This window comes from Kitasatospora sp. NPDC092948 (assembly GCF_044754805.1).
In the GTDB taxonomy this organism is placed as follows: Bacteria; Actinomycetota; Actinomycetes; order Streptomycetales; family Streptomycetaceae; genus Kitasatospora.
In genome coordinates this window covers 93,792-117,246 of the sequence record NZ_JBIVPU010000017.1, presented here as the reverse complement: position 1 = coordinate 117,246, position 23,455 = coordinate 93,792, and the positions used below count along the sequence as shown (strand labels likewise).

The following is a 23,455-nucleotide window of genomic DNA, read 5'->3' as shown; positions in this document are numbered from 1 at the left end:
CCCCGCGGGTCAGCCGCGGTCGTACTGCTGCTGGACGCACTGCACCCACTGGCCGGGCTCGCGGTACTGGTAGCAGTCCCGGGTCCGGTCCGCGAACCACACGGCGAAGACCGCCATCACGACGGCCACCACGACGGCGAGGGCGGACAGCGCGCTGCCGGTCCGGGCCATGCCCCGGCCGGCGCCGCTCCGGCGGGCGGCGCGCAGCGCGAACAGGCCGACGACCAGGCCGATCACGCCGAGCGCGCCGCCCACCACCACCGGGGAGGTCAGCAGGGCGACGGTGCCGACCACCACGGCGGCCACCACCGGGCCGGGCGTCGTCCTCCGGTCGGTGCGGGGTGCGTACGGGTTCGGTGCGGTCGTCGGGTGGGTGTTCATCGTCGGCGTCCTCTCGTCGGTCGGGCCGGGTCCGATCCTGGCGGTGCGGACGGCACTCGCACATCGCGGGAACAGGGGAACTGCGGCTCCCCCGGTCGGGGGAGGACCGCACCCGGCGGCCCGGCCATACTTGCGCCCATGACCTGGGGATTTCGGCCGCTGCTGCGCGGCTCCACGTACTCCGGTGCGCTGTTCGCGTTCTGCGCCGCACCGGCGAGCCTCGTGCTGCTGCCGCTCGCCGTGGCACCGGCGACCGTCTGGAGCTCGGCGCCGTACGAGGCCCGGGCGGCGGTCACCGTCCTGGTCTGGGCGGCGCTGGTCGCCGCGCTGGGCCTGCCCCGGATCACCCGGCGGGCGCTGACGGCCGGCGCCCGCCGGCTGCTCGGGGTGCCGCTGCCGGAGGTGCCGGCCGGGCCGGCGGCCGGTGGCCGCTGGCGGACGCCGCTGTGGCTGGTGGGGCAGGTGGCGCTGGGCTGGCTCGGCGGGCTGGGCTGCCTGCTGCTGCTCGTCGCCGGGGTGAGCCTGCCGGGCAACTGGCTCGGCGGGGAGGCCCGGCTGAGCTGGTCCGGCCGGTCGGTGCAGGCGACCGGCGGCTGGAGCTGGCTGGTCGCGGCGGTCTGCCTGCTGCTGGTCCCGGTGGTGTGCGCGGCCGTGGCGGGCGTGCTGCGCCGGCTGGCACCCCCGCTGCTCGGTCCGTCGGCGGCGGAGCGGCTGGCGCTGTCCGCGCAGCGGGAGCGGCGGCTGGCCGAACGCAACCGGCTGGCCCACGAGTTGCACGACTCGATCGGGCACACGCTGACCGCGGCCACCATCCAGGCGGCGGTGGCCGGCGAGGTGCTGGCCGCCGACCCGGTGGCGGCGCGGGCCGCGCTGCGCAGCATCGAGGAGTCCACCCGCGCCGCACTGGAGGACCTCGACTACGTGCTGGGCGTGCTGCGCGAGGAGCAGCCCGGCGCCGCGCCCACCCGGACGCTGGCCGACCTGCCCGAGCTGCTGGAGCGGCTGGGGCACGCCGGCGCGGTGCTGGAGCCGGAGCTGTCCGGCGAGTTGACGAAGCTTCAGGGCACGCTGTCGCGGGCGGCGTACCGGATCCTCCAGGAGGGGCTGACCAACGCGCTGCGCCACGGCGCGGGCGGGCCGGTCGAGGTCCGGGTCGCCGCCGGACGGGAGCTGCTGGAGCTCGCCGTGGTGAACGGGACGTCCGCGTCGAAGGCCGCCGGCTCCCGGCCCTTCCCGACCTCCGGGCACGGCCTGCCCGGGCTGGCCGAGCGGGTCCGGCTGCTGAACGGCGAGTTCGAGGCCGGCCCGGACGGTCCGGGGCGCTGGCGGCTGGCGGTCCGGCTGCCCGTACGGTGGTCGGCATGACCGGCCCCGACGCACCCGTGACCCTGCTGATCGCGGACGACGACGCCATCACCCGCAGCGGCCTGCGCGTGCTGCTCGCCGCGCAGCCGGGCCTCGCGGTGCTCGGTGAGGCCGGCGACGGGCTCGAAGCGGTCGAGCAGGCCCGAAGGCTGCGGCCCGATGTGGTGCTGATGGACGTCCGGATGCCGCGCTGCAACGGGATCGAGGCCACCCGGCAGCTGCTGGCCGGCGCCGCCGACCCGCCGAAGGTCGTGATGATCACCACCTTCGAGAACGACGGCTACGTCACCGCCGCGCTCGGCGCGGGGGCCAGCGGTTTCGTGCTCAAGCGGCTGCCGGTCGGGCAGATCGCGGAGGCCGTCCGGGTGGTCGCGGCGGGTGAGGCGATCCTGTTCCCGGCCGCGCTGCGCCGGATGGTCACCGCCCGCCCCCTCGGCTCGGCCGAGGCGCTGCCGCAGGCGGCGCTGACCGGCCGGGAGGAGGAGGTGCTGCGGCTGATGGCCACCGGCCTGTCCAACCCGGAGATCGCCGAGGTGCTCACGGTGAGCACCGAGACGGCGAAGACGCACGTCGGGAACGTGCTGACCAAGCTCGGCGCGCAGAACCGGACGCACGCGGTGGTGATCGCGTACGAGTCCGGGCTGGTGGTGCCCGGATTCCAGGCACCACCCGAGATCTGACGCTCCGTCAGCCCTTGACGCAGATCACCTGCTTGAGGTGCGCGACCACCTCGACCAGGTCCTTCTGCTGGGCGATGACCTTCTCGATCGGCTTGTACGCGCCCGGGATCTCGTCGACCACGCCGCCGTCCTTCCGGCACTCGACGCCCGCGGTCTGCTCGGCGAGGTCCTGCGCGGTAAAGCGCTTCTTCGCGGCCGTCCGGCTCATCCTGCGGCCGGCGCCGTGCGAGGCCGAGTTGAACGAGGCGGCGTTGCCGAGGCCCTTCACGATGTACGAGCCGGTGCCCATCGAGCCGGGGATGATGCCGTACTCGCCGGAGCCGGCCCGGATCGCGCCCTTGCGGGTGACCAGCAGGTCGACGCCGTCGTAGCGCTCCTCGGCGACGTAGTTGTGGTGGCAGGAGATCATCTCGCCGAAGGTGGCCCGGGCCTTGGGCAGTTCGCGGCGGACCACGTCCTGGAACAGGGCCATCATCAGCGCCCGGTTGTGCTTGGCGTACTCCTGCGCCCAGAACAGGTCGGAGCGGTAGGCGGCCATCTGCGGGGTGTCGGCGATGAAGACCGCGAGGTCGCGGTCGATCAGGCCCTGGTTGTGCGGCAGCGAGCGGGCGATCGTCATGTGGTGCTCGGCGAGCTCCTTGCCGATGTTTCGCGAGCCGGAGTGCAGCATCAGCCAGACCGCGCCGTCGTCGTCCAGGCAGAGCTCGATGAAGTGGTTGCCGCTGCCGAGGGTGGCCATCTGCTGGGCGGCCCGCTCACGCCGCCAACGCACGTCGGACGCGATGCCGTCGAAGCGCTGCCAGAAGTCGTTCCACCCGGCGGTGGACTGCCCGTGCAGCTTGCCCGGGTCGACCGGGTCCTTGTGCAGGCCGCGGCCGACCGGGATGGCCTGCTCGATCCGGCGGCGCAGGTGCGAGAGGTCGTCCGGCAGGTCCTTCGCGGTCAGCGAGGACTTGACGGCCGTCATCCCGCAGCCGATGTCGACGCCGACCGCGGCCGGGCAGACCGCGCCCCTCATGGCGATGACGGAACCGACCGTGGCGCCCTTCCCCAGGTGGACGTCCGGCATCACGGCGAGGCCGTGCAGCCACGGCAGGGTGCTGATGTTGCGCAGCTGCTGCAGGGCCTGGCCCTCGACGGTGGCCGGGTCGGTCCACATCCGGATCGGCACCCGGACGCCGGGAATCTCGGTGTACGACATGGTGGTTCGACCTCCTGGGTCGCTGAGTTCAAGGGTGCCGCACGAAGACGCCCGGTGCGGCGGCGGGGAAGATCGGGGGCGGCCCGACGGAACGGGACCGCGGGCGGCAGACGGTGCTGCCGGTGGCAGGCGGTGCTGCGCGGCGACTGCTCAGGCAGTGCGATACGAGGAACAGAAGGGCAGCCTCGGGGAGCGTCGTGGCTCGACCCGCATGGTGACCGCCTCCTTCCGCCGTCGTCGTGACCGCGCGCCTCTCGCCCGGCCGGGACCATCTACCCACGCCCGGCCGCAGCCGCGCAAGGGATTAAAACGCCGAGGGCCCGACGGAGCTGACTGTCCGTCGGGCCCTGCGGGGCAGGCGTCAGTTGGCGATGACCGTGACGTCGCCGATGCCGAGCGCCTTGACCGGCTCGGCGATCACCGAGGCGTCGCCGACCAGCACGGTGACCAGCCGGTCCGGCGGGAAGGCGGCGACCGCGGCGCGGGTGGCCGCGGCGGTGTCGAGCTCGGCCAGCTGCCGGTAGAACTCGGCCTGGTAGGTGTCGGGCAGGTACTGCTCGACCTGGTCGGCCAGGGTGGCGGCGACCGACCCGGCCGTCTCGTACTTCAGCGGCGCGACGCCGACCAGGAACTGCACGGCCTCCTCGCGCTCGGCGTCGGTGAGGCCCTCGGCGGCCAGCGTGCGCAGGATGGTCCAGGTGTCCTCCAGCGCGGGCGCGGTGGACTCGGTGTCCACCGAGCCGCTGATCGCCAGCAGCCCGCGGCCGGAGCCGTCGGCGGCGGAGCGCAGCGGCTGGGCGAACGCCCGGACGCCGTAGGTGTAGCCCTTCTCCTCGCGCAGCACCCGGTCGAGCCGGGAGGTGAGGGTGCCGCCGAGGCAGTAGACGCCGAGGACCTGCGCGGCCCACTCCGGGTCGTGCCGGTCCGGGCCGATCCGGCCGATCAGCAGCTGGGTCTGCACCGAGCCGGGCCGGTCGACGATGATCACCCGGCCGGTGTCGTCGGCGACCACCGGGCCGTGCGCGGACGGCTCCAAGGCCTCGCCGGTCCACCGGCCGAGGGTGGACTCCAGCAGCGCGACCAGGTCGATGCCGGTGAGGTCGCCGACCACCACGGCGGTGGCGGTGGACGGGCGCAGGTGGGCGTCGTAGAACGCCTTCACCGCGTCGCGGTCGATCCGCTTGACGCTGTCGGTGGAGCCGGCCCGCGGCCGGGACAGCCGGTCGGCGTCGGCGAACAGCGAGGCGTACAGCGCCTTGGCGGCCCGCCGGGACGGGTTGGCCTGCTCGTGGACGATCTCGTCGAGGCGGTTGGCGACCAGCCGCTCGATCTCGTCCTCGGGCAGCGCCGGGACTCGCAGCGCGTCGCTCAGCAGGGTGAGGCCGCGCTCCAGCCGGGAGGCCGGGACCTCCAGCGAGACCCGCAGCGCCGGGTGGTCGACGTTGCTGTCCAGGGTGGCGCCGGCCCGCTCCAGCTCGCCCGCGAACTCCTCGGCGGTGAGCGTGTCGGTGCCCTCGGAGAGCGCCCGGGTCAGGATCGAGGCGACGCCGTCCAGGCCCTCCGGCTCGGCGGCCAGCGGCGCGTCCAGCACCACGTCGACGGCGACCAGCTGCTGGCCGGGGCGGTGGCAGTGCAGCACCGTCAGGCCGTTGGCCAGGGTGAGCCGTTCGGGTGCCGGGAACGCCCACGGGGTGGGGGTGCCGGGCTGCGGCTGCGGGTGGAAGTCCATCGCCGGGATGTACTGCGCGGGGGTGTCGCTCACGCCGCCGCCTCCTCGTTCTCGGAGCTGTCGTCGTCGGTGCTGTCGTCGGGGGTCGGCTCGTACACCAGCACCGCCCGGTTGTCGGGGCGCAGCCGGGCCGCGGCCACGTCCCGGACTTCCTCGGCGGTGATGTCGAGGACCTTCGGCAGTGCCTCGTTCACCAGCTTCGGGTCTCCGAACAGCACGGCGTAGCGGCAGAGTTCGTCGGCGCGGCCGGCCACCGTGGTGAGCCGGTCCAGCCACTCGCGTTCGATCTGGGCCTGGGCGCGCTCGAGTTCCTCGGCGGTGGGGCCCTCGGCGGCGAACCGGGCGAGCTCCTCGTCGACGGCGGTCTCGATCTGCTCCAGGGTGGCGCCGGCGGCGGCCTTGACGTCCAGCCAGCCCAGCGACGGCGCGCCGGACAGCCGCAGCAGGCCGAAGCCGGCCGCGACGGCGGTGCGGTCGCGGCGGACCAGCCGGTTGTACAGCCGGGAGGACTCGCCGCTGCCGAGGACGGTCAGCGCCAGGTCGGCGGCGTCGGCCTGCCGGGTGCCGTCGTGCGGCAGCCGGTAGGCGGCCATCAGCGCGCGGGACGGGACGTCCTCGCGGACCAGCTCGCGGACCTCGCCGCCGATGGTGTCGGGCAGCGTGCCGTCGCGCGGCGGCTGCTTGCCGTCGTGGCCGGGGATGGAGCCGAAGTACTTCTCCACCCAGGCGACGGTCTGCTCGGGGTCGAGGTCGCCGACGATCGACAGCACCGCGTTGTTGGGCGCGTAGTAGGTGCGGAAGAACGCCCGGGCGTCCTCCAGCGTGGCGGCGTCCAGGTCGGCCATCGAGCCGATCGGGGTGTGGTGGTACGGGTGCTCGCCGGGGAACGACAGCGCGGTGAGCTTCTCGAACGCGGTGCCGTAGGGCACGTTGTCGTAGCGCTGGCGGCGCTCGTTCTTCACCACGTCGCGCTGGTTCTCCATGGACGTGTCGTCCAGGGCGGCCAGCAGCGAGCCCATCCGGTCGGCCTCCAGCCAGAGCGCGAGCTCCAGCTGGTGCGCGGGCATGGTCTCGAAGTAGTTGGTGCGCTCGAAGCTGGTGGTGCCGTTGAGCGACCCGCCGGCGCCCTGGACCAGTTCGAAGTGCCCGTTGTTGGAGACGCTCGCCGAGCCCTGGAACATCAGGTGCTCGAAGAGGTGGGCGAGTCCGGTGCGGCCCTTCACCTCGTGCCGGGAGCCCACGTCGTACCACAGGCACACGGCGGTGACCGGAGTGAGGTGGTCCTCGGAGAGCACGACGCGCAGGCCGTTGGCCAGGCGGTGTTCGGTGATGGCGAGGCCGCTGGCGGGGCCGGGGTTGGCCATGCGGGGTCCTTCCCGTCGTCGGTTCCGGAGTGTCCGGGCCGGGGGCTTGTGACGTCCCCCATTGTGGTGCAACGCCCGAACCCGCCGTCAGGTGTCCGGGCAGCCGACGCGTTCGCCAGCGGCGGAAGCGGCCCGGGTGACAGGCGGTGTCCCACCGAGGGTCCACAATGGGGGGCGTTCACGCCCGCGTACGCCCGCCCACCCCAGTACCGCAAGGGAGCCCCGCAGCGATGGCCCGCCGCAGTTCGCCCACCCCGCCGCCCGGTGACTTCGAGGAGCGCATCCTCGATGTCGATGTCGTGGACGAGATGCAGGGCTCGTTCCTGGAGTACGCCTACTCGGTGATCTACTCCCGGGCCCTGCCGGACGCCCGCGACGGCCTGAAGCCGGTGCACCGTCGAATCCTGTACCAGGCCAACGAGATGGGCCTGCGCCCGGAGCGCGGCCACGTCAAGTGCGCCCGCCTGGTCGGCGAGGTGATGGGCCGTCTCCACCCGCACGGCGACGCCTCGATCTACGACGCCGTGGTGCGCATGGCGCAGCCGTTCTCGATGCGGCTGCCGCTGATCGACGGCCACGGCAACTTCGGTTCGCTCGGCAACGACGACCCGCCGGCCGCGATGCGCTACACCGAGTCCCGGCTGACCGCCGCCTCGATGTCCATGGTGGAGTCGATCCACGAGGACACCGTCGACTTCGGCCCGAACTACGACGGCTCCGAGCAGGAGCCCCAGGTGCTCCCCTCGGCGTACCCGAACCTGCTGGTCAACGGCGCCACCGGCATCGCGGTCGGCATGGCCACCAACATGCCGCCGCACAACCTGTCGGAAGTGGTCGCCGCCGCCCGGCACCTGATCAAGCACCCGAACGCGGACCTGGAAACCCTGATGCGGTTCGTCCCGGGCCCGGACCTGCCGACCGGCGGCCGGATCGTCGGCCTGTCCGGCATCCGCGACGCGTACGAGTCCGGCCGCGGCACCTTCAAGATCCGCGCCACCACCACGATCGAGAACGTCACCGCCCGCCGCAAGGGCATCGTGGTCACCGAACTGCCGTACACGGTCGGTCCGGAGAAGGTGATCGCGAAGATCAAGGACCTGGTCAACGCGAAGAAGCTCCAGGGCATCGCCGACGTCAAGGACCTCACCGACCGCGAGCACGGCCTGCGCCTGGTCATCGAGGTGAAGAACGGCTTCGTCCCCGAGGCGCTGCTGGAGCAGCTGTACAAGCTGACGCCGATGGAGGAGACCTTCGGCATCAACAACGTGGCGCTGGTGGACGGCCAGCCGCTGACGCTGGGCCTGAAGGAGCTGCTGGAGGTCTACGTCGACCACCGCTTCACCGTGGTCAAGCGGCGCAGCGACTTCCGCCGCCGCAAGCGCCAGGACCGGCTGCACCTGGTCGAGGGCCTGCTGATCGCCCTGGTCGACATCGACGAGGTGATCGCGCTCATCCGCAGCAGCGACGACGCGGCGCAGGCCAAGGAGCGCCTGATGGCGCGCTTCGGCATCTCCGAGACGCAGACCGCGTACATCCTGGACACCCCGCTGCGCCGGCTCACCCGCTTCGACCGGGTGGAGCTGGAGGCCGAGCAGGCCAAGCTGCTCAAGGAGATCGCCGAGCTGACCGAGATCCTGGAGTCCGACACGAAACTGCGTTCCGTGGTGTCCTCCGAACTCGGCGCGGTGGCCAAGCAGTTCGGCACCGAGCGGCGCACCGTGCTGCTGGAGGCCGGGGCGGTTCCGTCGGCGGCGCTGGCGGTGCCGCTGGAGGTTGCCGACGACCCGTGCCGGGTGCTGCTGTCCTCCACCGGCCTGCTCGCCCGCACCTTCGACCTGGAGCCGGTCACCGAGGAGCCGTCCCGCGCCAAGCACGACGTGCTGGCCTCCGCCGTCCCCGCCACCGCGCGCGCCGACGTCGGCGTGGTCACCACGGCCGGCCGGGTGCTGCGCCTGCCGGTGATCGACCTGCCGGCGCTGCCCCCGGGCACCACGGCGCTGTCCGGCGGCGCCGCGGTCTCCGAGTTCCTCCGGCTGGAGGAGGGCGAGCAGGCGCTCGCACTGACCACCCTGGACGAGTCCTCGCCGGGCCTGGCGCTCGGCACCGTGCAGGGCGTGGTCAAGCGGGTGGTGCCCGAATGGCCCGCCAACAAGGACGAGTTCGAGGTGATCGCGCTCAAGGACGGCGACACCGTGGTCGGCGCGGTCGAGCTGCGCACCGGCGAGGAGGACCTGGTCTTCCTCACCTCCGACGCCCAGCTGCTGCGCTACCCGGCGGGCCAGGTCCGCCCGCAGGGCCGACCGGCCGGCGGCATGGCCGGCATCAAGCTGGCCGACGGCGCCCGGGTGCTGTCCTTCACCGCCGTCGACCCGGCCGAGGACGCGGTGGTGCTCTCGGTGGCCGCCGCCTCCGGCACCCTGGACGGCGAGCAGCAGACCAGCTGGAAGCTCACCCCGTTCGACCAGTACCCGCGCAAGGGCCGGGCCACCGGCGGCGTCCGCTGCCAGCGCTTCCTGCGCGGCGAGGACGGCCTGGCGTTCGCCTGGGCCGGCCCGCTGCCCGCCCTGGGCACCACCGCCACCGGCCAGCCCGTCACCCTCCCGGAGCGCGACCCGCGCCGCGACGGCTCCGGCACCCCGGTGTCGGCCCCGATCGCGGCGGTCGGCGGCCGGATGTGAGGCCCGCCTGACGGCAGGTCGGCAACTCGAAACGGCGGGGACCCTCCCGGGAGGGTCCCCGCCGTTCTGCGACCTCTGCCGCCGGTCGCCCGCCCCGCCGCGCCGCCGCCCTGCCGCCCTGCCGCCCTGCCGCCCTCCGGCTGTCGTCTCCCGCCCACCCCGCCGTCCACCGCCCCGAACCCGCCGCCCGGCCGCCCGGGCCGCCCTCAGTGGCCGGAAATCGCGGTCGCACTAGGGTGGGGCAGGTGAGCACCTGTACGACGCTGTCGCGCGAACTGACCGAGCCGCTGGCCGCCACCGCGGCCACCGCCACCACCTGGCTGCTGCTCGAACAGCCCGGCCCGTGGGGCGCCCAGGCGCTCACCGCCAGCCACCTCGGCCCCGAGCTCGGGGCCGCGCTGGACCGGGCCGCCGAGGGCACCGGCGTCCGGATCGCGCTGATCCGCCGGCCCGGCCGGCACGCCGACACCGACACCGCGGCCCGGCACGAGGTGCTGATCGCGCACACCGCGCCCGCCGACCCGTGGGTGCGCCGGGCCCGCGTGGACTCCCCCGCCGCGCTGCTCGGCCTCGACTTCGCCGCCCTCGGCGCGGGCCGCCACGACGGTTTCGGCGCCGAGCACGTCGGCGGCCCGATCGCCCTGGTGTGCACCAACGGCCGGCGCGACCGCTGCTGCGCACTGCTCGGCCGCCCGCTGGCCGCCGATCTGGCGGCCGCCGGCCACAGCGAGGTCTGGGAGGTCACCCACCTCGGCGGCCACCGCTTCTCCCCCACCATGCTGGTGCTGCCGCACGGCTACGCGTACGGCCGGCTCACCGCGGAGTCCGCCAAGGAGGTGCTGGCCGCCACCGCCGCCGGCGCCACCACCCCCGCCCACTCGCGCGGCCGCTCGTACTGGCCCCGCCCGTCCCAGGCCGCCGAGCAGGCCGTCCGCGAGCTGACCGGGGAGGACGCCGCCGACGCGCTGACGATGCGTCAGGCCGCCGACGGGGGCGGCTGGACGGTCGAGGTGGCGCACACCGACGGCCGCCGCTGGCGGGCGACCGTGGCGGAGTCCGCGAGCGAGCCGCCCCGGCCGGAGAGCTGCGGCAAGGCCCCGGGCACCCCGTCCCGGATGGACGTCACCGCCCTCGAACCCCTTGCCGGATGAACGGGAACGGGCCCCGCACCACCCGGTGCGGGGCCCGTTCGTGACGCTCCGTCAGGCGGCTCCGGCGCCGGTCAGGGCGCGGACCTCCAGCTCGGCGTAGCCGTCCTCGTCGGCCGGCTCCCGGTCCAGCAGGGTGCCCAGCCAGCCGGCCAGGAAGCCGAGCGGGATGGAGACCAGCCCGGGGTTCTCCAGCGGGAACCAGTGGAAGTCCATGCCCGGCAGCACCGAGGTCTTCGCCCCGGAGACGACCGGCGAGAACAGCACCAGCACCACCGCCGGAACCAGCCCGCCGTACACCGACCAGACCGCGCCGCGGGTGGAGAAGCGCTTCCAGAACAGCGAGTACAGCAGCGTCGGCAGGTTCGCCGAGGCGGCCACCGCGAACGCCAGGCCGACCAGGAAGGCCACGTTCAGCTGCTGCGCGTACAGGCTGAGCACGATCGCGAGCCCGCCGATCACGACGGCGGAGACCCGGGCCGCGACCACCTCCTCGCGCTCGGACACCTGGCGGCCGCCCTCCCGCCGCCAGGCCCGGGCGTACAGGTCGTGGGCGAAGGCCGCGGAGGAGGCCAGGGTGAGTCCGGCGACCACCGCCAGGATGGTGGCGAACGCGATCGCCGAGATCACCGCGAACAGCAGCAGGCCCCAGGTGGAGCCGTCGCCGCCGCCGAGGTCCAGGGCGAGCAGCGGCACCGCCGTGTTGCCCGCCGAGTTCGACACCCGCAGGTCGTGCCCGCCGACCACCGCGCCCGCGCCGAGCCCGAGCACGATCGCCATCAGGTAGAACGAGCCGATCAGGCCGATCGCCCACATCGTTGAGCGCCGGGCGGCCCGCGCGGTCGGCACCGTGTAGAACCGGCTGAGGATGTGCGGCAGCCCGCCGGTGCCCAGCACCAGCGCCAGGCCGAGGCTGACGAAGTCCAGCCGGTCGAGCGCGCTGGAGCCGTAGTTCAGGCCCGGCCGGAGGTACTTCTCGCCCTCGCCGCTGCGCCGCGCGGCGGTCTCCATCAGCGCGCCCAGGTCTCCGTGGAAGCGGGCCACCACCAGCACCGTGAGCAGCACCGAGCCGCCCACCAGCAGGAACGCCTTGACGATCTGGATCCAGGTGGTGGCGCGCATCCCGCCGACCGTCACGTAGACGATCATCAGGGCGCCGACCGCGATGATGGTCCACGCCTTGGCGGCCCCGCTGTTGGTGCCCAGCAGCAGGGCGACCAGGCTGCCCGCGCCGACCATCTGCGCGATCAGGTACATCAGCGTGACGACCATGGACGACAGACCGGCCGCGGCCCGCACCGGCCGCTGGCGCATCCGCAGCGCCAGCACGTCGGCAAGCGTGTACCGGCCCGCGTTGCGGACCAGTTCGGACACCAGCATCAGCACGACCAGCCAGGCGACCAGGAAGCCGATGCTGTAGAGCACGCCGTCGTAGCCGTACAGCGCGATCAGGCCGGTCACGCCGAGGAAGGAGGCGGCCGACAGGTAGTCGCCGGACAGCGCGAAGCCGTTCTGCAGCGGGGAGAAGTCCCGGCCTCCGGCGAAGAAGTCCTCGGCAGCGTGGCCGCGGCGACCCACCCAGACCGTGATGGTCAGCGTCACCGCGACGACGACGGCGAACAGGGCGACGGCAAGGCCGTGATTGGGGTGGTGAGCAGTCATCGCAGCTGGTCCTGGGTGTCCCAGCGCAGTTCGAGGGCGGCTCGATCGCGCTTGGTGCGGGCATTACGGGCGTAGAGCCAGGTGAGCAGGAAGGTCGAGGCGAACTGGCCGAGACCGAGTGCCCAGGCCACGTTCAGCGGCCCGGCGATCCGGCGGCCCAGCAGGTCGGGCATGAACGCCTCGGCCGTCACGAACAGCAGGTACCAGGCCAGGAACCCGGCGCAGGCCGGGAACACGAACGAGCGGTACCCCCGCCGGATCTCCTGGAAGGCCTCGCTGTCCTGAACGCGCCGGTACACCGCGCCCCCGAACCGGTCCTCCGGCGGCGCCGCGTCCGCCTCCGCGCTGCGCCGCGGCGCCACCACCCGGGGCTGGGGGGGCGCCCCGACCCACCAGTCGACTCTCTCCTGCTGCGCCACTTTGCCGACACCTCATCATTTCGGTCACTCCGACCGAACCATGATGGAGTGTCACAAACCACACAACGAAACCCGTGGAGAAACGTTCTATCCAGACAACAAAAGGGCTGTACGCCTACCAACCTTCCGAAATTCCATGCTTGAAGGCGTATGCGACGGCTTGCGCACGGTCCCGGACCGCCGTCTTGGCGAACAGGTTGTTGATATGGGTTTTCACCGTCGCGGGGCTGACGAACAGCCGCTCGGCGATCTCCGCGTTGGACAGCCCGGACGCGATCAGCGCCAGCACCTCGGCCTCCCGCTGGGTCAGCCCGTCCGGCAGCGCCGCCCGGCCCGGCCGCCCGGCCTCCGCCCTCGCCGGCGGCGCGGCGGGCGGCGCGACGGCCTCGGGCGCAGGCCCGGGCTCCGCGCCGGGCTTCGGCGGCGCGGAGCCCGCCGGGCCGCCCGACAGCCGCTCCAGCAGCCGCAGTTGGACCTGCGGCGAGAGCCCCGCCGCGCCCGAGCGGACGTCCGCCACCGCCCGCGCGATCTCCTCCGCGCCCGCGTCCTTGGTCAGGAAGCCGCGCGCCCCGGCCTGCAACGCCGAGAACAGCGAGTCGTCGTCCGCGTACGTGGTGAGCACCACCACCTCGGTGCCCGGGTGCTCGGCACGGACCCGGCGGGTCGCCTCCACCCCGTCGCAGCGCGGCATCCGTAGATCCATCAGCACCACGTCGGGGGCGTGTTCGGCGACCAGCCGCAGGGCCTCCTCGCCGTCCGCCGCCGAACCGACCACCGTGATGCCCGGCAGCAGGCCGAGCAGCATCACGATGCCCTCGCGGACCACGGTCTGGTCGTCGGCGACCACCACCCGGATCGGCCCGCCCGTCATCTCCGAACCCGTCACGCCGGCACCCGCAGCAGCACGCGCCACCCTCCCTCCTCGGGGCCCGCCAGCAGTTCGCCGCCGAGCAACTCCGCGCGTTCGCGCATCCCGAGCAGACCGTACCCGCTCCCGCTCTCCCCCAGCATCGGGTCCGCCCCGCGCGGGGCGTCGGTGTTGCACACCGTCAGCTCCACCGTGCCGTCCAGGTAGTCGAGCCGGACCGCGACCCGGCCGCCCGGCGCGTGCTTGCGGACGTTGGTCAACGCCTCCTGCGCGGTGCGGCGCACCGCCAGCCCGGCCTCCGCGGGCACCGGCCGGGGCACCCCGTCCACCGTCAGCTCGGCCCCGGACTGGGCGGCCAGCTCGGCCACGAACTCGGCGACGGGGGCGAACTCGCCGCGCAGCGCGGACAGCGCCTGCCGGGTCTCGGCCAGCCCGTCCTGGGCCATCCGCCGGGCGGCGACCACCCGTTCGCGGATCTCGGCCCGCCCGGCGCCGGCGTCCAGCATCAGCCGGGCCGCCTCCAGGTGCACCAGCTGCGCGGACAGGCTGTGCGCCAGCACGTCGTGGATCTCCCGGGCGATCCTGGCCCGTTCGGCGAGCGCCGCGGACTCCGCCCGCGCCGCCTGCGCGGCCCGCTCCTGGGCCATCAGCGCGCGCTGCGCGGAACGGGCCTGGCTGTCCAGCCGCAGCAGGTAGCCGAGCAGCCCGAGGCCGCTCGCGACGGCCAGCATCACCAGCAGCGACTCGCCCGAGCTCAGACCGTAACTGGCCAGCGCGGCCGCGGCGGTGAGCAGCCCGGCGGCCAGCGGCAGGCGGATCACCGCGAGCACCGCGAGGCCGTACCAGACCATCGAGGCGAGGGTCCGCGCGCCGCCCTCCTCGGCCAGCCCGGCCACCAGCAGCAGCCCGGTGGCGCAGGCCAGCGCCGGCCACAGCTGCCTGGCCCGGCAGGCGAAGAACCAGCCGGTGAACAGCCCCGCGGAGGCGGCGATCCAGAGGACCGGGGGCAGCAGCCGCCAGCCCTCGTAGTGCTGTTCGGCGAAGGTGCCGAAGACCACCGTCGACAGCAGGCCGATCCGGCCGACGAACGACAGCACCACCCGGGCCCGCGAGTGCTGCTCCCGGATCGGGACGTCTCCGGCCGGCCAGCGGGTCCAGCGCTCCAGGGTGCTCACCGGACGATCCTCTCTCAATGCCGGTGCCGCCGGCACCCGGTGGGGGTCGGCGGCAGCTCTCCGACGGGTCGTCAGGCGGCCAGGGTGTGCTTGTCGCCCAGCTGGTGGGCCCGCCACTGCACGGCCACCGAGCGGACCAGCAGCAGCAGGCCGAGCGACAGCATCAGCACACCGGTGGACTGGTGGACGTGCATCGCCGCGCCCACGCCGTACCAGCCGACCCGGATCAGGATCGCGCCGACCCAGGCGAACACGGTGGCGGCGGTGCCCTTGCTCCACACCGAGCCGTCCGCCTCGCGCCAGATCCGCACCGTCCAGCCCCAGGCGCAGCCCATGCCGACGGTGGTGAGCATCGAGCCGAGCAGGATCAGGGTGGCGGTGCCCTTGTGCGCCGGGTCGATCAGCACCGGGTCGCGCAGCGCCACCGCGGCGAGGATCAGCGGCAGCAGCCAGAACCGGCGCTCGGTGGTCAGTCGGCGGGCCCGCAGCTGCCGGCCCACCACCAGGACGATCACGACGGCGGCGATCAGGACGTTGGACAGGGCGGTCATTTCGGGTGCCTCCTGGACGGGGTTCTTTCGACACCCCGAACGCTACGGAGATCGCGCCGCCGACTCCTCGGAGCGAGGGTGGAACCCGCAGTTGGAAGGGCTCTCCACCCGTGGGTGGAGAGCCCTTCCGAACGGCTCGCTCAGGCGTCGATCCGGGAGCGGTCCAGGGTGGCCGCCGAGTCCACGATGAACTCCCGCCGCGGCGCGACGTCGTTGCCCATCAGCAGGTCGAAGGTCTTCTCCGCGGACTCCAGGTCGCCCAGGTTGATCCGGCGCAGGATCCGGTGCCGCGGGTCCACGGTGGTCTCCGCCAGCTGGTCGGCGTCCATCTCGCCGAGGCCCTTGTAGCGCTGGATCGGGTCCTTCCAGCGCAGCCCCTTGCCCTGGAACTCCAGCAGGGTGCGCCGCAGTTCGGCGTCCGAGTAGGTGTAGTGGTACTTCTCCTGGCCGCGCTTGGGGTTGGTCAGCTCGATCCGGTGCAGCGGCGGCACGGCCGCGAACACCCGGCCCTGCTCGACCATCGGCCGCATGTAGCGGTGGAACAGCGTCAGCAGCAGGGTGCGGATGTGCGAGCCGTCGACATCGGCGTCGGCCATGAAGATGACCTTGCCGTAGCGGGCCTGGTCGATGTCGAAGGTGCGGCCGGAGCCTGCTCCTATGACCTGGATGATCGCCGCGCACTCGGCGTTCTTGAGCATGTCGCTCACCGAGGCCTTCTGGACGTTCAGGATCTTGCCGCGGATCGGCAGCAGCGCCTGGAACTCGGAGTTGCGGGCCAGCTTCGCGGTGCCCAGCGCCGAGTCGCCCTCCACGATGAACAGTTCGCTGCGGTCCACGTCGTCGCTGCGGCAGTCGGCCAGCTTGGCGGGCAGCGAGGAGGTCTCCAGCGCGGTCTTCCGGCGCTGCGCCTCCTTGTGCTGCCGGGCGGCGACCCGGGTGCGGGCGGCGGCCACGACCTTCTCCAGCACCGCCCGGGCCTGGAGCTTCTCGTCCTTCTTCGCGGAGGTGAGGAAGTTCTTCAACTCCTTGGCCACCACCGCGGCCACGATCCGGTTGGCCGCCGAGGTGCCCAGCACCTCCTTGGTCTGCCCCTCGAACTGCGGCTCGGCCAGCCGGACGGTGACCACCGCGGTCAGGCCCTCCAGGGCGTCGTCCTTGGTGATGTCGTCCTCGGCGACCCGCAGCAGCTTGCTGGAGCGCAGCACCTCGTTGACGGTCTTGGCGAGCTGCCGCTCGAAGCCGTTGACGTGGGTGCCGCCCTTGGGGGTGGCGATGATGTTGACGAACGAGCGCAGCGTGCTGTCGTAACCGGCGCCCCAGCGCAGCGCGATGTCCACCCCGAGTTCCCGGGTGACCTCGGTGGGGGTCATGTGCCCGAGCTCGTCGAGCACCGGGACGGTCTCCTTGAAGGTGCCCTCGCCGCGCAGCCGCAGCACGTCGGAGACCGGGCGGTCGGGGGCGAGGAACTCGCAGAACTCGCTGATGCCGCCGTCGAAGCGGAAGGTCTCCTCCTGGACCTGCTCGCTCTCGGTCAGCCGCTCGTCACGGACCACGATGGTCAGGCCGGGCACCAGGAAGGCGGTCTGCCGGGCCCGGGCGTGCAGCGACTCCAGCGAGAGCTTGGCGTCCTTGAGGAAGATCTGCCGGTCCGCCCAGTAGCGGATCCGGGTGCCGGTCCGGGTCTTGGCGAACCGGCCCTTCTTGGTCAGCCCGCTGCCGGCCGTGAACTTCCCGTCCGGGCCGTCCTCGGCGAACGCGCCGGGGGTGCCGCGCCGGAAGCTGATCGCGTGCGTGGTGCCGGAGCGGTCCACCTCGACGTCCAGCCGGGCGGACAGCGCGTTCACCACCGAGGCGCCGACGCCGTGCAGACCGCCGGAGGCCGCGTACGAGCCGCCGCCGAACTTGCCGCCCGCGTGCAGCTTGGTCATCACCACCTCGACGCCGGACAGCCCGGTCTTGGGCTCCACGTCCACCGGGATGCCGCGGCCGTTGTCCCGCACCTCGACCGAACCGTCCTGGTGCAGCAGCACGTCGATCCGGTCGCAGAACCCGCCGAGGGCCTCGTCCACCGAGTTGTCGATGATCTCCCACAGGCAGTGCATCAGACCGCGACTGTCGGTCGACCCGATGTACATGCCCGGCCGCTTGCGGACCGCCTCCAGCCCCTCGAGGACGAGCAGATGCCGCGCGGTGTAGTCGGACCCGCCCTCACCGGTCACCAGAGAGGACGGGACGGTCTTTTCTCCACTCACGCTCTGCACTCCTCCACGATGTTGACGGACACCCCGCATGCTCTCAGCAACTGAGACTTCGGCCGCCGAGGCCCGCGCGCCTTGTACGCGCTGCGCGAACACGACTCCCACCGCGGACGCGGCCCCCACCCTGCCATCTCCTGCCGACACCACGGGTCCTGGTGGACCTGGGCGGCCGGAGAGGGCGGCGGAGCTGCTGTGATGCGGTCAAACGGGGTCCGGGACGGGGCTTATGCTCCAACCCAGCGGAGGATTATGCTACGCGGACCTCGCACCCCGGCCCGATCGGGCGTTCGAGGTGATTGGCGGACCATCGGAATCGGTACGCATGAACCACCGGTGCCCGGGGCACGTCCTCATCAACGAGACAGCAGAATCCTCAAAGAGAAAAGCCACGAGCGGGAACGAATTCGACCTGGTTGGATGTTGATCCTGGTACACAGCTCGTCGAGCTAGAGAAGAGGCGACGTGACTACTGTTCTGACCCCTGCGAGCCCGCTCACCGCGGCAGACCGCTGCGACCGTTGCGGCGCTCAGGCCTACCTGCGCGTCGTCCTTTCCAGCGGTGGAGAGCTGCTGTTCTGCGCCCACCACGGGCGTAAGTTCGAGCCCGAGCTCAAGAAGATCGCCGTGGAGATACACGACGAGAGCAACCGCCTCTCCGGCACCGCGGCAACGGCTGCCGAGGGCGAGCGCTGACGCTGCCGCTCGAAACCCGAGCTGCCTGAGCGGCCGGGCGGCCCACCCTTCGGGGCGGGCCGCCCGGCCGTGGCGTTTTCCCGGCCGCCGCGGCAGGTGGTGTCGGGCATGTCACAGCGCGTTCTGCACGGACTCCGCCACCGCCGAGATCCTGGTGTACACCCCCGGGTGTGCGGCCTCCGCACAGCCGGCCCCCCAGGACACCAGGCCGGCCAGCCGGCCGCCCACCACCAGCGGGCCGCCGCTGTCGCCCTGGCAGGCGTCCTTGCCGCCGCGCTCCTCGCCCGCGCACACCATGCTGCGCGGGTCGTACGCGCTGTCCGGCCCGCCCGGGTAGGCGCGGCCGCAGGTGGCGTCCGAGATGATCGGCACCGTCACCTGCCGCAGCGTGTTCGAGTAGTTGCCGGTGCCCCGGGTGTCCCCCCAGCCGAACACCGTCGCCGCGGTGCCCACCGCGTACGGCCCGGTCTCGCCCGGGCCCACCATCTCCAGCACCCGCCGGTCGCTCTGCGGCTCGGACAGCGTGAGCACCGCCACGTCCCGGCTGTTCGCGGCGAAGCTGTAGCTCGGCTCGATCCACACGTCGCTGACCGTCACCTCCCGCCCCGCGCTGCCCCGCAGGTCGTCCCGGCCGACGATCACCCGCAGCGCGGGCCGCTGGGTCGGCCGGCCGGTGCTCTCGTCGTAGAAGCAGTGCGCGGCCGTCACCACCTTCGTCGGAGTGACCAGCGCCCCGCCGCAGAACTGACCCGACCGGGACGAGCCGAACTGCGGACGGCTGGACAGCGCCACCATCCACGGGTGGTCGCCGGTGCTGGCGCTCGTCCCGCCGACGATCCGCCGCTCCGCGCCGGCCGGGGCGGCCGCACCCAACGCGATCAGCGGAACGGGCAGGGCGGCCACGGCGACGAGCGCGACCGCCCGGCGGCGGAGCCGAGGCGCGGGCAGGTCCAGGATGGGCACCGTTTCTCCAGGTGGTTCGGCGTGCGGACGGGGGCGCTTGCGACAACCTGCCCAGCGTAGTCATCCGATCACCCACCGTACCGCCGGTCCGCGCGCCCGCCACTCCATCGGGCGACACCCGGACATGCGAACGGGCCCCTCCGCCGGTGGCGGAGGGGCCCGTCCAGGTGACTCGGGCTGACGAGATGTCAGTCCAGGTAGTCGCGCAGCACCTGGGAACGCGACGGGTGGCGCAGCTTCGACATGGTCTTCGACTCGATCTGACGGATGCGCTCACGCGTCACGCCGTAGACCTTGCCGATCTCGTCCAGCGTCTTCGGCTGACCGTCGGTCAGACCGAAGCGCATCGAGACCACGCCCGCCTCGCGCTCGGACAGGGTGTCCAGCACCGAGTGCAGCTGCTCCTGGAGCAGGGTGAAGGAGACCGCGTCGGCCGGGACGACCGCCTCGGAGTCCTCGATCAGGTCACCGAACTCGCTGTCGCCGTCCTCGCCGAGCGGGGTGTGCAGCGAGATCGGCTCGCGGCCGTACTTCTGGACCTCGATGACCTTCTCCGGGGTCATGTCGAGTTCCTTGGCCAGCTCCTCCGGGGTGGGCTCGCGGCCCAGGTCCTGGAGCATCTGGCGCTGCACGCGGGCGAGCTTGTTGATGACCTCGACCATGTGCACCGGGATACGGATGGTGCGGGCCTGGTCCGCCATGGCGCGGGTGATCGCCTGCCGGATCCACCAGGTCGCGTAGGTGGAGAACTTGTAGCCCTTGGTGTAGTCGAACTTCTCGACCGCACGGATCAGACCGAGGTTGCCCTCCTGGATCAGGTCCAGGAACAGCATGCCGCGGCCGGTGTAGCGCTTGGCCAGCGAGACCACCAGGCGGAGGTTGGCCTCCAGCAGGTGGTTCTTGGCGCGGCGCCCGTCCTCGGCGATGATCTCCAGCTCGCGCTTGAGCTTCGGAGCGAGCTTGTCGGCCTGGCTCAGCTTGTCCTCGGCGAACAGGCCGGCCTCGATCCGCTTGGCGAGCTCGACCTCCTGCTCGGCGTTGAGCAGCGGGACCTTGCCGATCTGCTTCAGGTAGTCCTTGACCGGGTCGGCGGTGGCGCCGGCCACCGCGACCTGCTGCGCCGGGGCGTCGTCCTCGTCGTCGTCGGAGAGCACGAAGCCCTGGTCCGACTCCTCCTCGGGACCCTCTTCCTTGCCGTCGCCGGGCAGGGCCACGTCCTCGAGGAGTTCGTCCTCGCCGACGATGTCCTCGTCGCCCTTGGCGCCGGCCTTGCCGGCCGCGGCGGTCTTCTTGGCGGCGGTCTTCTTCGCGGGAGCGGCGGCCTTCTTGGCCACCGCCTTCTTCGCCGGGGCAGCCTTCTTGGCGACCGGGCGGGCCTCGCCGAGACCGATGGTCTCGACGACGGTGACCTCACCGGTCGTCACGGCGGCAGCCACGGCCACCGACGGGGCCGGGGTGGACGCGCCGGGGGCGATCCGCACCGGGGGCTTGGTCTGGGCGACCGGCGTACGGGTGGTGACCGCCTTGGTCGCGGTGCGCTTGGTGGCGCTCTTGGCCGCGACGCTCTTGCGCTTGGCGCCGGCCGGCTCGGCCGCGCTGACCATCAGCTCCACCCCCTCCTCAATCAGCACCTGGTTGAGGCTGCGCATGACGTTCTTCCACTTGGTGACCGGGATCTGGTCCGCCTCGAACGCGTGGCGCACGTCGTCACCGGCGATCTGCCCCTGGGCCTTGCCCCGCTCGATGAGCGCCAGCAGTGCCGCGGACTCGGCGATCTCGGGGGGAAGCGAACGGGATGTGCTGGCCGACACGAACAACCTCTCGGACGATGAGTGGACGATCCCGCACCGACCGCCCGAGCAACTCGGGTGGGTGGACGGTGACCGGGGTCTGCAGGACGGCAGCAGCGCCGCGCACCAACACAGCCATCTGGTCTGTGGTGGTATTCCGGAGCTGCTTCCGCTCCGTACACATCGCTGCCGCCACTCAAGTGTTACGCATGCCCGTCGTGGCGCCCGTCACACCACCCGGCGGCCGGTACCGGCTGCCCCGGGCGGCCTATCGACGACCGGCCCGCCGGGGCCTCCGAAGCCGTTCGCACGGGGACTGCGCGGGCCTCCGGCAGTGTGGCGCGGACAACTGTGTGGCACGCGACACGCCGATGGCCCCCCGGCTGCGGGTGGAGCAGCTGAAGGGCCATCCGTTCGGAACGGGCGGGGCTGGACCGCTCAGTGCTCCCGCGGGGCCGGGACGGCGTGCTCGACGTCCGGGTGGACGGTGAGCAGCGCGCGGACGGCGGCCTCGGCGGCGGTGCCGTCCCCGGTGCCGAGCGAGTCGACCAGCCGGGTGTGCAGGCCGACCGCCGACTCGGACGGACGCTCACAGGTGGTGCCGGCGCCGCCGGACACCTGGAGCGCGCCGGCCACGATCCCGGACAGGTGCTCCAGCATCCGGTTCCCGGCCATCTGCAGCACCAGACCGTGCAGCTCGGCGTCGGCGCGGGCGTAGCTCACCAGGTCGCCCTGGCTGCCGGCCTGGCCCATGATCTCGGTCAGCTCGACCAGCCGGTGCTGGACGTCCTCCCGGCCGTGGCCGGCGGCCAGCCGGGCGGCCAGCGGCTCGATCGCCCAGCGCAGCTCGAACAGCTCGCGGCGCTGCTCGTCGCGCTGCGGGCCGAAGGCGCGCCACTCGATGATGTCCGGGTCCAGCAGGTTCCAGTCGCTGACCGGGCGGACCCGGGTGCCGACGTTCGGCCGGGCCGAGACCAGGCCCTTGGCCTCCAGCACCCGGAGCGACTCGCGCACCACGGTGCGGGAGACCTCGAAGCGCTGGCCGATCTCCTCCGGCACCAGCGGGCGATCGGCGCCCAGGTCGCCGGAGACGATCATCTGGCCGAGCTGCTGGACCAGCTGGCCGTGCAGGCCGCGGCCGCGGCTGCTGGTGGTCTTCCGACCGGCCCGGGCGAGTTCGCTCTCCGCCCCCTCCCAGCGGGGGGCGGGTGGCATCGGACGGTCGGCGTACGGGAAACGGTCCAGCTCGGAGGCGGAGATCGACTCGGCCTGGCGAGCGGCGGTCACGGTGGGGTGCGCAAGGGTACTCACGCCATCCTTTGTCGGCGATCGGCGGGGCCGTCTTGAGCATTCTCCTGAAAAGCACACGAAAGGGTGATCGGCAGTGTCTGGATAATTGACTTCTTATCAGCCAGAAATGCGCATATCGGTCATCCCGGCCACCTCCTGACGACATCTCGCCTTCGCCCCGACTTCGTCCCGGTCGCGCCCCGGCACGAATTCGGCGGCGGCTCCGGACGACGCTTCGCGGCGCCGCCACGGCGGTTGACGGAGCTGTCGCAGCGTCAGCACCGATTGCCGAATTCGGCGGTGCGTCGGGTCGCCCTCCCGGGAACGCCTTCCGCGATCGCCTTCCGGGGGCCTTCCGGGAGGGCCTTCCGGGTGCGACGGCTCGTTGCGGGCGGGGCCGTGCGGGCCGCGGGGCGACTACAGCGCGCGGCGGCGGAGCTGGGCCACCAGCACGGCCAGCACCAGCAGGGCGGCCGGGGCCAGCATGGCGGCGAGGACCACCCCGTCCAGCGCCGCCGCCGTCCGGTCGGCCGCCTCGCGGACCAGGTTCAGGCCGTACTGGAAGGGCAGCAACTCCCGTACCCAGACCGGCCAGTTCCGGCCGAAGTGGTGCAGCAGCAGACCGGCCGTGGGCTCCAACAGGGCGGGCGTCGCGCAGGCGAGCAGCACTCCCACGACGGCGCTGCGCACCAACGCCGCCAGCAGCAGACCGGCCCAGCCGCCGGCCACCGCCAGCGCCAGGAACGCCGGGAGCGGACGGCCGATCCCGCCCACCGCGAACGGGCCCGCCGCCGGGGCCGGGACCAGGCCCGGGAGCGCTGCCAGATCCGCGGGGTGCGGCCGCGCGAACACCGCCGAGGCGTCCACCGCGCCCGGCAGCCCGAACCGGACCACCAGGGTGTTCACCGCAAGCGTCAACGCCGCCAGCAGGACCGCCGCCGCCCCGACCACCAGCAGCTTCGCCACCAGCGCGCCGAGCCGACGACCCAGGCCCACCCGGGACGCGGCCAGGCCGGGCCAGCGCATCTCGTGGCTGTACGCGAGTGCGCCGAGCACCGCCGCGGCCAGCGCGGTCAGCGGGAGCGGCAGCCACGGGACCACGCCGGCCATCGCGCGGACCGCTCCCGACACCGCCAACTCCCCTGCCGGGAAGCGTTGGACCGCCACCGCCGCCAGCGCCGCGTTCAGCACCAGCGCCGCCGCGACCACCACCCACGTGGAGCGCACCCCACGCAGCCGA

Annotated in this window: 19 protein-coding genes; 5 read left to right on the top strand and 14 right to left on the bottom strand. The window is 73.0% G+C overall.

All coding sequences use genetic code 11. From position 1 onward, the window contains the following. Positions 1-9 precede the first annotated feature (9 nt). A complete protein-coding gene (locus ACIQF6_RS32450; protein ID WP_400901496.1) occupies positions 10-381 on the bottom strand; it encodes a DUF4190 domain-containing protein in 372 nt (123 codons plus the stop codon). A 138-nt stretch (positions 382-519) separates the two neighbouring features. Between ACIQF6_RS32450 and ACIQF6_RS32445 the strand changes: the two genes are divergently transcribed. Continuing rightward, positions 520-1,746 carry a sensor histidine kinase gene (locus ACIQF6_RS32445; protein WP_400901494.1) on the top strand — a complete coding sequence of 409 codons (1,227 nt, stop codon included), beginning with the start codon at positions 520-522 and terminating at the stop codon, positions 1,744-1,746. Next, positions 1,743-2,426, top strand: a complete 684-nt coding sequence (locus ACIQF6_RS32440) for a response regulator (RefSeq protein ID WP_400901492.1) — start codon at positions 1,743-1,745, stop codon at positions 2,424-2,426. Before ACIQF6_RS32445 ends, ACIQF6_RS32440 begins: the two co-directional genes overlap by 4 nt. A gap of 7 nt (positions 2,427-2,433) precedes the next feature. Here ACIQF6_RS32440 and ACIQF6_RS32435 read toward each other — a convergent pair whose 3' ends face one another. From ACIQF6_RS32435 to ACIQF6_RS32425, 3 genes are all read right to left on the bottom strand, one after another. Then, complete coding sequence (locus tag ACIQF6_RS32435; RefSeq protein ID WP_400901490.1) at positions 2,434-3,627, bottom strand: RtcB family protein; 1,194 nt, start codon at positions 3,625-3,627, stop codon at positions 2,434-2,436. A gap of 361 nt (positions 3,628-3,988) precedes the next feature. Further along, entirely contained in the window at positions 3,989-5,356 is a 1,368-nt protein-coding gene (locus tag ACIQF6_RS32430) for a M16 family metallopeptidase (RefSeq protein ID WP_400901547.1), read from the bottom strand. Positions 5,357-5,385: 29 nt separating this feature from the next. Beyond that, entirely contained in the window at positions 5,386-6,720 is a 1,335-nt protein-coding gene (locus ACIQF6_RS32425) for a M16 family metallopeptidase (protein ID WP_400901488.1), read from the bottom strand. A 230-nt stretch (positions 6,721-6,950) separates the two neighbouring features. Here ACIQF6_RS32425 and ACIQF6_RS32420 point away from each other — a divergent pair, with 230 nt between their 5' ends. Together ACIQF6_RS32420 and ACIQF6_RS32415 are read left to right on the top strand one after the other, a co-directional pair. Beyond that, entirely contained in the window at positions 6,951-9,398 is a 2,448-nt protein-coding gene (locus ACIQF6_RS32420) for a DNA topoisomerase (ATP-hydrolyzing) subunit A (protein WP_400901486.1), read from the top strand. A gap of 245 nt (positions 9,399-9,643) precedes the next feature. Further along, on the top strand, positions 9,644-10,549 hold the full coding sequence (locus ACIQF6_RS32415) for a sucrase ferredoxin (protein WP_400901484.1): 906 nt from the start codon (positions 9,644-9,646) through the stop codon (positions 10,547-10,549). 51 nt (positions 10,550-10,600) lie between these two features. Here the strand turns inward: ACIQF6_RS32415 and ACIQF6_RS32410 are convergent, their stop codons facing one another. The 6 genes from ACIQF6_RS32410 to ACIQF6_RS32385 form a co-directional block, all read right to left on the bottom strand. Then, positions 10,601-12,208: a cation acetate symporter gene (locus tag ACIQF6_RS32410; RefSeq protein WP_400901482.1), complete on the bottom strand. Its 1,608-nt coding sequence runs from the start codon at positions 12,206-12,208 to the stop codon at positions 10,601-10,603. Beyond that, the gene (locus ACIQF6_RS32405) at positions 12,205-12,627 is read right to left on the bottom strand and encodes a DUF485 domain-containing protein (protein WP_400901480.1); all 423 of its coding nucleotides are present in this window, start codon (positions 12,625-12,627) and stop codon (positions 12,205-12,207) included. Before ACIQF6_RS32405 ends, ACIQF6_RS32410 begins: the two co-directional genes overlap by 4 nt. A 115-nt stretch (positions 12,628-12,742) precedes the next feature. Continuing rightward, entirely contained in the window at positions 12,743-13,498 is a 756-nt protein-coding gene (locus tag ACIQF6_RS32400; protein ID WP_400901545.1) for a response regulator, read from the bottom strand. An 11-nt stretch (positions 13,499-13,509) separates the two neighbouring features. Next, a complete protein-coding gene (locus ACIQF6_RS32395) occupies positions 13,510-14,670 on the bottom strand; it encodes a sensor histidine kinase (RefSeq protein WP_400901478.1) in 1,161 nt (386 codons plus the stop codon). A gap of 71 nt (positions 14,671-14,741) precedes the next feature. Beyond that, positions 14,742-15,221, bottom strand: a complete 480-nt coding sequence (locus ACIQF6_RS32390; RefSeq protein WP_400901476.1) for a DUF1453 domain-containing protein — start codon at positions 15,219-15,221, stop codon at positions 14,742-14,744. 140 nt (positions 15,222-15,361) lie between these two features. Continuing rightward, the gene (locus tag ACIQF6_RS32385) at positions 15,362-17,512 is read right to left on the bottom strand and encodes a type IIA DNA topoisomerase subunit B (RefSeq protein ID WP_400901474.1); all 2,151 of its coding nucleotides are present in this window, start codon (positions 17,510-17,512) and stop codon (positions 15,362-15,364) included. Between the two features lie 429 nt (positions 17,513-17,941). Between ACIQF6_RS32385 and ACIQF6_RS32380 the strand changes: the two genes are divergently transcribed. Next, a complete protein-coding gene (locus tag ACIQF6_RS32380) occupies positions 17,942-18,172 on the top strand; it encodes a hypothetical protein (protein ID WP_400901472.1) in 231 nt (76 codons plus the stop codon). Between the two features lie 111 nt (positions 18,173-18,283). Here ACIQF6_RS32380 and ACIQF6_RS32375 read toward each other — a convergent pair whose 3' ends face one another. The 4 genes from ACIQF6_RS32375 to ACIQF6_RS32360 form a co-directional block, all read right to left on the bottom strand. Then, positions 18,284-19,135, bottom strand: a complete 852-nt coding sequence (locus ACIQF6_RS32375; protein ID WP_400901470.1) for a S1 family peptidase — start codon at positions 19,133-19,135, stop codon at positions 18,284-18,286. A 188-nt stretch (positions 19,136-19,323) separates the two neighbouring features. After that, positions 19,324-20,946: an RNA polymerase sigma factor gene (locus ACIQF6_RS32370; protein ID WP_400901468.1), complete on the bottom strand. Its 1,623-nt coding sequence runs from the start codon at positions 20,944-20,946 to the stop codon at positions 19,324-19,326. A 417-nt stretch (positions 20,947-21,363) separates the two neighbouring features. Beyond that, the gene (locus tag ACIQF6_RS32365) at positions 21,364-22,236 is read right to left on the bottom strand and encodes a FadR/GntR family transcriptional regulator (protein ID WP_400901466.1); all 873 of its coding nucleotides are present in this window, start codon (positions 22,234-22,236) and stop codon (positions 21,364-21,366) included. Positions 22,237-22,632: 396 nt separating this feature from the next. After that, complete coding sequence (locus tag ACIQF6_RS32360; RefSeq protein WP_400901464.1) at positions 22,633-23,442, bottom strand: hypothetical protein; 810 nt, start codon at positions 23,440-23,442, stop codon at positions 22,633-22,635. Positions 23,443-23,455: the final 13 nt, after the last annotated feature.

Coding starts and splice junctions, on each gene's coding strand:
- ACIQF6_RS32440 (WP_400901492.1), top strand. CDS start 1,743: ATGACCGGCCCCGACGCACCCGTGACCCTGCTGATCGCGGACGACGAC.
- ACIQF6_RS32425 (WP_400901488.1), bottom strand. CDS start 6,720: ATGGCCAACCCCGGCCCCGCCAGCGGCCTCGCCATCACCGAACACCGC.
- ACIQF6_RS32420 (WP_400901486.1), top strand. CDS start 6,951: ATGGCCCGCCGCAGTTCGCCCACCCCGCCGCCCGGTGACTTCGAGGAG.
- ACIQF6_RS32410 (WP_400901482.1), bottom strand. CDS start 12,208: ATGACTGCTCACCACCCCAATCACGGCCTTGCCGTCGCCCTGTTCGCC.
- ACIQF6_RS32430 (WP_400901547.1), bottom strand. CDS start 5,356: ATGGACTTCCACCCGCAGCCGCAGCCCGGCACCCCCACCCCGTGGGCG.
- ACIQF6_RS32450 (WP_400901496.1), bottom strand. CDS start 381: ATGAACACCCACCCGACGACCGCACCGAACCCGTACGCACCCCGCACC.
- ACIQF6_RS32435 (WP_400901490.1), bottom strand. CDS start 3,627: ATGTCGTACACCGAGATTCCCGGCGTCCGGGTGCCGATCCGGATGTGG.
- ACIQF6_RS32390 (WP_400901476.1), bottom strand. CDS start 15,221: ATGACCGCCCTGTCCAACGTCCTGATCGCCGCCGTCGTGATCGTCCTG.
- ACIQF6_RS32400 (WP_400901545.1), bottom strand. CDS start 13,498: ATGACGGGCGGGCCGATCCGGGTGGTGGTCGCCGACGACCAGACCGTG.
- ACIQF6_RS32385 (WP_400901474.1), bottom strand. CDS start 17,512: ATGCGGGGTGTCCGTCAACATCGTGGAGGAGTGCAGAGCGTGAGTGGA.
- ACIQF6_RS32445 (WP_400901494.1), top strand. CDS start 520: ATGACCTGGGGATTTCGGCCGCTGCTGCGCGGCTCCACGTACTCCGGT.